The 7957-nt window shown below is 58.2% G+C and carries 6 protein-coding genes; 5 read left to right on the top strand and 1 reads right to left on the bottom strand.

From position 1 onward, the window contains the following. Positions 1 to 163 precede the first annotated feature (163 nt). Positions 164 to 517 (bottom strand): hydroxyisourate hydrolase, encoded by a 354-nt coding sequence (gene uraH / locus HDE75_RS19010; protein ID WP_034754489.1) that lies wholly within the window; start codon positions 515 to 517, stop codon positions 164 to 166. Between the two features lie 118 nt (positions 518 to 635). On the opposite strand from uraH, the gene puuE reads away from it, so the two are divergent. The 5 genes from puuE (at position 636) to guaD (ending at position 7929) form a co-directional block, all read left to right on the top strand. Then, positions 636 to 1592, top strand: a complete 957-nt coding sequence (gene puuE / locus HDE75_RS19005) for an allantoinase PuuE (RefSeq protein WP_183681120.1) — start codon at positions 636 to 638, stop codon at positions 1590 to 1592. A gap of 109 nt (positions 1593 to 1701) precedes the next feature. Continuing rightward, on the top strand, positions 1702 to 3168 hold the full coding sequence (gene xdhA / locus HDE75_RS19000; RefSeq protein WP_183681118.1) for a xanthine dehydrogenase small subunit: 1467 nt from the start codon (positions 1702 to 1704) through the stop codon (positions 3166 to 3168). Between the two features lie 10 nt (positions 3169 to 3178). Continuing rightward, on the top strand, positions 3179 to 5533 hold the full coding sequence (gene xdhB / locus HDE75_RS18995) for a xanthine dehydrogenase molybdopterin binding subunit (protein ID WP_183681116.1): 2355 nt from the start codon (positions 3179 to 3181) through the stop codon (positions 5531 to 5533). Next, positions 5533 to 6603 (top strand): xanthine dehydrogenase accessory protein XdhC, encoded by a 1071-nt coding sequence (gene xdhC / locus HDE75_RS18990; protein WP_183681114.1) that lies wholly within the window; start codon positions 5533 to 5535, stop codon positions 6601 to 6603. The genes xdhB and xdhC overlap by 1 nt, the downstream gene beginning before the upstream one ends. A 9-nt stretch (positions 6604 to 6612) precedes the next feature. After that, positions 6613 to 7929, top strand: a complete 1317-nt coding sequence (guaD, locus tag HDE75_RS18985) for a guanine deaminase (protein WP_183681112.1) — start codon at positions 6613 to 6615, stop codon at positions 7927 to 7929. The last annotated feature ends 28 nt before the right edge of the window (positions 7930 to 7957 follow it).

The raw sequence follows: 7957 nt of genomic DNA, 5'->3' as shown, positions 1-7957 counted from the left end.
GTGCTGCAACCAGTGTGAAAGTAGGTTATTGTCAGGCTTGTTATTCGTAGTAGAGAAAAACCCCTCCGGTATCCGGTGGGGTTTTTTTTCGTCTGGTGGTTTTGCTGGGATTAACCCCTACGGCAAGGGCTGGGGTCAGACCCGGCGGGTCTGACCCCAGATTTTAACTGCCTCTATAAGTCGAATACGACCAAGGGGATACGACCAGCGGTACGTGGTAATTTTCATCGGTATGGGCGATGCCGAAGGACAGGGTGACCAGGTCGATGAAGCGGGGAGAGGGGAGTTCGACGCCTTGGGCGGCGAAGTAGTCGCCGGCGTTGAAGACCAGTTCATACTGGCCGGCTTTCATGCTGTCTCCTTCCAGCAATGGCGTGCTGCAACGGCCGTCGCTGTTCGTCATATCCATCTTCAGCAAGACTTTGCCTTCCGGCGCGACGGAAAACAGGGCCACCTTGACGCCGGCGCCGGGCCTGCCGTGGGCGATATCGAGTACATGCGTGCTGAGTTTTCCCATTTGCTATCCTATATGTTCAAGGTGAATGTGCTTATCGTGCAAATCATATACCGCTGTCGGTGCCCGGCGATATGATTGGGGATATATTTCATATAGTTCCCACCAAGGCGAGCACCCCATGAGCAGCTATGACGATTATCCGCGTGACTTGATCGGCTATGGCCGTACGCCTGTCCATCCGCAATGGCCGGGCAAGGCCCGGATTGCACTGCAATTTGTCCTCAATTATGAAGAGGGGGCGGAAAACAGTGTGCTGCATGGCGATCCGGCTTCCGAGACGTTTTTATCGGAAATGATAGGCGCCGCCGCTTTTCCTGCCCGCCACCTGAGCATGGAATCCATTTATGAATATGGTTCGCGTACCGGTTTATGGCGTTTGCTGCGCATGTTCGAAGAGCGCCGTTTGCCGCTGACGGTGTTTGGTGTTTCGATGGCGTTGAAACGCAACCCCGAAGCGGTGGCGGCGTTTCAGGAACTGGGCCATGAAATTGCCTGCCATGGCCTGCGCTGGATTTCCTATCAAAATATGGATGAAGCCACCGAGCGCGAACATATGCGCGAGGCCGTGCACATCATCCGCGAATTGACCGGTTCTGCCCCGCAAGGCTGGTACACCGGGCGCGATTCGCCAAATACGCGCAAACTGGTGGTCGAGCATGGCGGTTTTCGCTACGACGCTGATTATTATGGCGACGACCTGCCTTTCTGGGAAAAGGTGCGCTACACGGATGCCGCCGGTGTTGTTGCCGTGCAGCCGCAATTGATCGTGCCCTATACCCTGGACACCAACGATATGCGCTTTGCCGCCATGCAAGGTTTTAATTCGGGCACACAGTTCTTTGATTATCTGAAGGATGCTTTCGATGTGCTATATGCCGAAGGCGATCCGAACGGCCTGAACCAGCCAAAAATGCTATCGGTAGGCTTGCATTGCCGCCTGGTCGGGCGGCCTGGTCGGGCGGCGGCGCTGGCGCGTTTTCTTGATTATGTGCAAGGACATGAACAGGTGTGGATCACGCGCCGCATCGATATTGCAGAACACTGGCATGCGGTCCACCCCTTTGAATCATCTTGACTAAACATTCGCTTTATTGAGTTGGTATGATAAGTAACATCAGTCTTTGCATATAGTTGCCCCATGTGCGGGTGTTAATCTTCAAGACTGGGACCATACCGAGGCCAGCATGTCAGAAGCTATCCGTTTTTATTACCGTGGCGCCGTGCAAGAAGTGCGCGACACCGCCCCCACGCAGACTGTCTTGCAGCATCTGCGCGAGGATCTGCATTGCACCGGCACCAAGGAAGGTTGCGCCGAAGGCGATTGCGGCGCTTGCATGGTCGTCGTCGGCAGCCTGGTTAATGGCCAGGTGGAAATGAAGGCCGTCAATGCCTGCATCCAGCTAACGCCCACCCTCGATGGCAAGGCCCTGTTTTCTGTCGAAGACTTGCAGCAGCCCGATGGCGCATTACACCCTGTACAGCAGGCGATGGTGGAGTGCCACGGTTCCCAGTGCGGATTTTGCACGCCCGGTTTCGTGATGTCGCTATGGGGCATGTATTTGAACAAACATGGCGTGGCACCGACCCGCTGCGAAATAGACGATAGTTTATCGGGCAATTTGTGCCGCTGCACCGGTTACCGTCCCATCATCGATGCGGCAAAACGCATGGGCGAATTGCCGCTAGTCAGCTTTGATCGGGCGGCATTGGCGGCGCAGTTGCAAGCCCTGCAGCGCGACAGCTTGTTGACTTATATTGCAGGCGGGCAGCAATTCCATGCGCCGCGCACGCTTGAAGAGTTGGTGCAATTGCGCGCTGACAAACCGCAAGCCTGCCTGCTGGCTGGTTCCACCGATGTGGGCCTGTGGGTGACCAAGCAGATGCGCGACCTGGGCGACATCATTTATATCGGCAATGTCGCCGCCTTGAAAAACATTGCGATTGTCGATGATCAATTGTTGATAGGCGCTGGCGCCAGCCTGAACGATGCTTATGCGGCCCTGTGCCAGCATTATCCTGAGCAATTATCCGAGCTGTGGCAGCGCTTTGCTTCTTTGCCCATCCGCAATGCGGGTACTCTGGGCGGCAATGTGGCGAATGGTTCGCCGATTGGTGATTCGATGCCGTGGCTGATCGTGCTGGGTACGCAGATCGTGCTGCGCGGTGCTGATGGCCAGCGCAGCATGCCGCTGGAAGATTTCTATCTGGGCTATCAAAAGAAAGATTTGCGTCCCGGTGAATTCGTCGAAGCGCTGCATGTTCCCTTGCCGCGTGCCGACGTGCATTTCCGCACGTATAAACTGGCGAAACGCTTCGATCAGGATATCTCGGCCGTTTGCGCCGCGTTTGCCTTGCGCCTCGATGGCGCGCAGATTCTCGATGCGCGCATCGCATTCGGCGGCATGGCGGCCACGCCGCAGCGTGCTGTACAAACAGAAGCGTTTTTGCGCGGACAAGTATGGTCGGAAGAAAACCTGGTCATCGCCATGCGCTTGCTGGCCGACGATTACGCACCGCTGTCGGACATGCGTGCCTCGAATACCTATCGCATGACGACGGCGCAAAACCTGTTGCGCCGTTTCTGGCTGGAAACGCGGCCCGAGACGCCGCTGTTATCTAGCGCCGTCAATGCCTACGCTTGCCGCGCCTGAGAGGAAGAGCATGAACCATCCTGCCACGCCTCCATTACAAGCTGCCAACTGGGCCGCCGTGGGCAAGCCCAGCCCGCATGAATCGGCCGAACTGCATGTGCTGGGTCAGGCCACGTATACGGATGATATTGCCGAGTTGCAGGGAAGCTTACATGCAGCACTGGGCCTTTCACAAAAGCCCCATGCACGCATCACGGCCATGGACTTGTCGGCTGTACGTTCATCGCGCGGGGTCGTTGCTGTTTATACGGCGCAAGATATTCCCGGCACCAATGATTGTGGCCCCATCATTCACGATGATCCCATCCTGGCGCCTGGCCTGGTGCAGTATGTAGGCCAACCCATCTTTATCGTGGTGGCCGACACGCACGACCATGCGCGCCGCGCCGCCCGTCTGGCGCAAGTCACGTATGACGAATTGCCTGCCATCATGACGCCACAAGCGGCGAAAGCGGCTTTGTCTTATGTGTTGCCACCGATGCGCTTGACGCGTGGCGATGCACAGGCCGCCTTTGAGAAGGCGCAGCATGTGGTCCAGGGCCAGTTATATGTCGGTGGACAGGAACAGTTTTATCTGGAAGGACAGATTTCCTACGCGATTCCAAAAGAGGCGCAGGGCATGCTGGTGCTGTGTTCGACCCAGCACCCGAGCGAGATGCAACACGTGGTGGCGCATGCGCTGGGCGTGCACTCGCATAACATCACGGTCGAATGCCGGCGCATGGGGGGCGGCTTTGGCGGCAAGGAATCGCAATCGGCCCTGTGGGCTGCAGCGTCCGCGATTGCGGCAGCGAAATTGAAACGCCCCGTCAAACTGCGTGCCGACCGCGACGACGATATGCTGGTGACGGGCAAGCGCCACTGTTTTTATTACGAGTATGAAGTGGGCTACGACGATGACGGAAAAATTCTGGCCGCCAGGGTCGACATGACCACGCGCGCCGGTTACTCGGCCGATTTGTCTGGCCCCGTCGCTACGCGTGCCGTCTGCCATTTCGATAACACCTATTATTTGTCCGATGTGGACATTCGCGCTGCCTGCGGCAAGACCAACACGCAGTCGAACACGGCTTTTCGTGGTTTTGGCGGCCCGCAAGGTGCGATTGCCATCGAGTATGTGATCGATGAAATCGCCCGCCACTTGCAGCGCGATGCGCTCGATATCCGCCTGCTCAATTTTTATGGCCGCAACGATACGGAGGGGCGCAATGTCACGCCCTACGGGCAGAAGATCGTCGATAACGTGATCCACGAGATTGTGGCTGAACTGGAAGAGAGCAGCGATTACCGCGCGCGCCGCGTCGCCATCGATGCCTATAACGAAGCCAGTCCTGTCCTGAAGAAAGGCCTGGCATTCACACCGCTGAAATTCGGCATCGCCTTCAACGTTACCCATCTGAACCAGGCTGGTGCGCTGGTGCATGTTTATGTGGATGGTTCCGTGCTGGTTAACCATGGCGGCACGGAAATGGGGCAAGGCATCAATACCAAGGTCATGCAAGTGGTGGCGCATGAATTGGGTCTTGATTTGAATCATGTGCGGGCCACGGCCACGGATACCAGCAAGGTGGCCAATACCTCGGCCACAGCCGCTTCGACCGGCGCTGACCTGAACGGCAAGGCGGCGCAGGATGCAGCGCGCCAGATCCGTGAACGGCTCGGCGATTACGCGGTCAAACTATATGGCGGCGATGCCGCGTTAGTGCGCTTCTTCGATAACCACGTGCATGTAAATGGCCACGTGGTGGCGTTTGCAGAACTGGTACAAAAGGCTTATCTGGCGCGCGTGCAGCTTTGGTCAGACGGTTTTTATGCCACGCCCGGCTTGCACTGGGATGCGAAGACGATGACGGGCCACCCGTTTTCGTATTACGCCTATGGCGCGGCGGTGGCCGAAGTGGTGGTCGATACCCTGACTGGTGAATGGAAGCTGCTGCGCGCCGACGCCTTGTATGATGCCGGCCAGTCGCTCAATCCTGCCATCGATATTGGCCAGGTGGAAGGCGCGTTTATCCAGGGTATGGGCTGGCTGACGACGGAGCAGCTGTGGTGGAATGGTGCAGGCAAGCTGATGACGCATGCTCCATCGACGTATAAAATTCCCGGCGTTTCCGATTGCCCGGAAGACTTCCGCGTGAAACTTTTCCACAACCGCAATGTGGAAGACAGCATTCACCGCTCCAAGGCTGTGGGCGAGCCACCGCTACTGTTGCCATTTTCCGTCTTCTTTGCCATCCGCGACGCTATTTCCAGCGTGGCTGGCCATCGCGTGCAACCGCCGTTGAACGCGCCGGCCACCAGCGAAGAAATCCTCAAGGCGGTGATGGCCGTGCAAGTGGCCAGCGCTTTGGTGCAGGAGCAGTGATGAGCGATTGGCTGACAGCATTGGCGAACGACGAAGGCACGCAGGCGTCGGTGCTGGTAACGGTCGCCCTGGTGGAAGGTTCGGGGCCGCGCGAAGCGGGCGCGAAGATGCGCGTCAGTCTCGATGGCCAGGTCGATACCATAGGCGGTGGCCACCTGGAATTGCGTGCCGTGGAAATTGCCAAGACCATGCTGATGACGGGTGTCAATACTGCGCGCCTGGAACGCTTTGCTTTGGGCCCCAGCCTGGGCCAGTGTTGCGGCGGCGTGGTGTACCTTGCGTTCGAACCGGTCGATACAAGTCTGGCACAGGTGCTGGAGATGTTGCGCGAGCGCCGCCAGCAAGACAGCTGGCGCGTGACGGCGCTCGATGGCGAGGCAGTGCCGGCCCTGTTCGATGCACAGGCCAACTTGCTGGCGGGTATGCCGATGCAGGCACCTGACACATTTTCACGCGAGCGGGGTACGCATGTGGCGCAAGATGGCAGCGGGCGGCGCTGGCTGATCGATCCTTGCCTGGCGCCACGCGCCCATCTGACCTTGTTTGGCGCCGGTCATGTGGGCGCCGCCATCGTGCGCGCGCTGGCCGAGCTGCCGTGTAATATCACCTGGGTCGATGAACGCGAGGATATGTTCCCCGCGCATCTGCCCGATAATGTACGTATCGCCGCTACGGACATACCGGAAGAATTCGTGGCCATGGCGCCTCCTGGTGGCAGTTTTCTCGTCATGACGCATAGCCATGCGCTCGATCAGCGCTTGACGGAAGCTATCATGGCACGCGAGGATGGCGGCTGGTTTGGTTTGATCGGCTCGCACACCAAGCGCAAGCAGTTTGAGCACCGCTTGCAAACGCGCGGTGTGCCCGCCGAACGTATCGCCGCCATGGTGTGTCCTATCGGCATGCCTGGTATCCGCAACAAGGCGCCGGCCGTGATTGCCGCCTCGGTTGCCTGCCAATTATTAATGGTGTGGGAGCAAGCTGCTGAAACAGCCCTTGCTACACCGCTGCGGCTGGTTTCTGCCAGTCCGCCAGCGCGCCGCAAAAAGCGCGCAGTTCACCAGTTATAGAAAGAGTTCATGTTGACAGTACCCGTATCATCGCAAGCTTACCGAGCAAGCTTGCTGCACTTTCACGCCGATCCCGCTTTCAGCGAGCAGGCCCATGCCTGGCATGAAGATGGCTTGCTGATCGTAGCCGACGGCAAGATTGTCGCAGCCGGTGATTTTGCACAATTGCAGGCCAGCTTGCCGATCGGCACGAACATTATCGATTACCGGGGCAAACTGATCGTGCCGGGATTCATCGACACCCACTTGCATTTCCCGCAAACAGAAATGATCGCTTCTCCCGCGCCCGGCCTCTTGCCGTGGCTGGAAACATATACCTTCCCTACCGAGCGGACCTTTGCCGATCCGGAACATGCGCGCGATGTAGCCGAGTTTTTCCTTGATGAACTGCTGCGCTGTGGAACTACCACGGCCATGGTATATGGCAGCGTGCATCCACAATCGGTCGATGCTTTCTTTACGGCTAGCGAGGCGCGCGGCTTGCGCATGGTGGCAGGCAAGGTCATGATGGACCGCAACTGCCCCGAGTTCCTGCGCGACACGGCCGAGTCGGGCGCACGCGAAACGGAAGAGCTGATACAGCGCTGGCACAAGCATGGCCGTTCGCTGTATGCGATCACGCCACGCTTCGTGCCTACCTCGACCAATGAGCAAATGTTACTGGCGGGTGAACTGGCGCGCGCCTATCCCGATACTTATTTGCAGACCCACGTGTCGGAAAACGAAGATGAATGCCGCTGGGTGCGACAATTGCACCCGCAGGCGCGCAGCTATCTCGATGTGTATGACAGTTACGGCATGCTGCGCCCGCGCGCCATGTTCGGTCATTGCATCTGGCTCGACGAGCGCGACCGTGAGCGCATGGCTGAAACGGCATCGGCAGCGGCGGTTTGCCCTACGTCAAACTTGTTCCTGGGCAGTGGTCTGTTTGATTTTGAACAGGCCGATGCGGCGCGCATGCTGATCTCGCTGGCTACCGACGTGGGGGCTGGCACGAGTTTCTCGATGTTGCAAACCATGAACGAAGCCTATAAAGTAGCACGCTTGAAAGGCAGTTATCTGCCCGCCATGCGCATGTTTTACCTGGCGACCCTGGGCGCGGCGCGCAGCATGCAGCTCGAAGGCACGCTCGGTAATTTCAAGCCGGGCACGGAAGCGGACTTTATCGTGCTCGACAAGAAAGCCACGCCCTTGCTGGAACGGCGCACAGCTGCCTGCCAGAGTCTGGAAGAGCTGCTGTTTGCTTTTGCCCTGTTGGGCGACGACCGCGCCGTATCCGCTACTTATTCGGGAGGCCACTGCGTGCATGTGCGTGGAGCGGGCTGAACCTTCCCCTGAACACCCACTTATCGAG

Source organism: Janthinobacterium silvisoli, assembly GCF_014200725.1.
GTDB lineage: Bacteria > Pseudomonadota > Gammaproteobacteria > Burkholderiales > Burkholderiaceae_D > Janthinobacterium.
The sequence above is the reverse complement of the archived record's forward strand: the minus strand, read 5'-3'. Positions and strand labels throughout refer to the sequence as shown.

What these genes read in the sequence shown, in the direction of transcription:
- uraH (WP_034754489.1), bottom strand. Translation starts at nt 517, where the DNA reads ATGGGAAAACTCAGCACGCATGTACTCGATATCGCCCACGGCAGGCCC.
- puuE (WP_183681120.1), top strand. Translation starts at nt 636, where the DNA reads ATGAGCAGCTATGACGATTATCCGCGTGACTTGATCGGCTATGGCCGT.
- xdhC (WP_183681114.1), top strand. Translation starts at nt 5,533, where the DNA reads ATGAGCGATTGGCTGACAGCATTGGCGAACGACGAAGGCACGCAGGCG.
- xdhB (WP_183681116.1), top strand. Translation starts at nt 3,179, where the DNA reads ATGAACCATCCTGCCACGCCTCCATTACAAGCTGCCAACTGGGCCGCC.
- guaD (WP_183681112.1), top strand. Translation starts at nt 6,613, where the DNA reads ATGTTGACAGTACCCGTATCATCGCAAGCTTACCGAGCAAGCTTGCTG.
- xdhA (WP_183681118.1), top strand. Translation starts at nt 1,702, where the DNA reads ATGTCAGAAGCTATCCGTTTTTATTACCGTGGCGCCGTGCAAGAAGTG.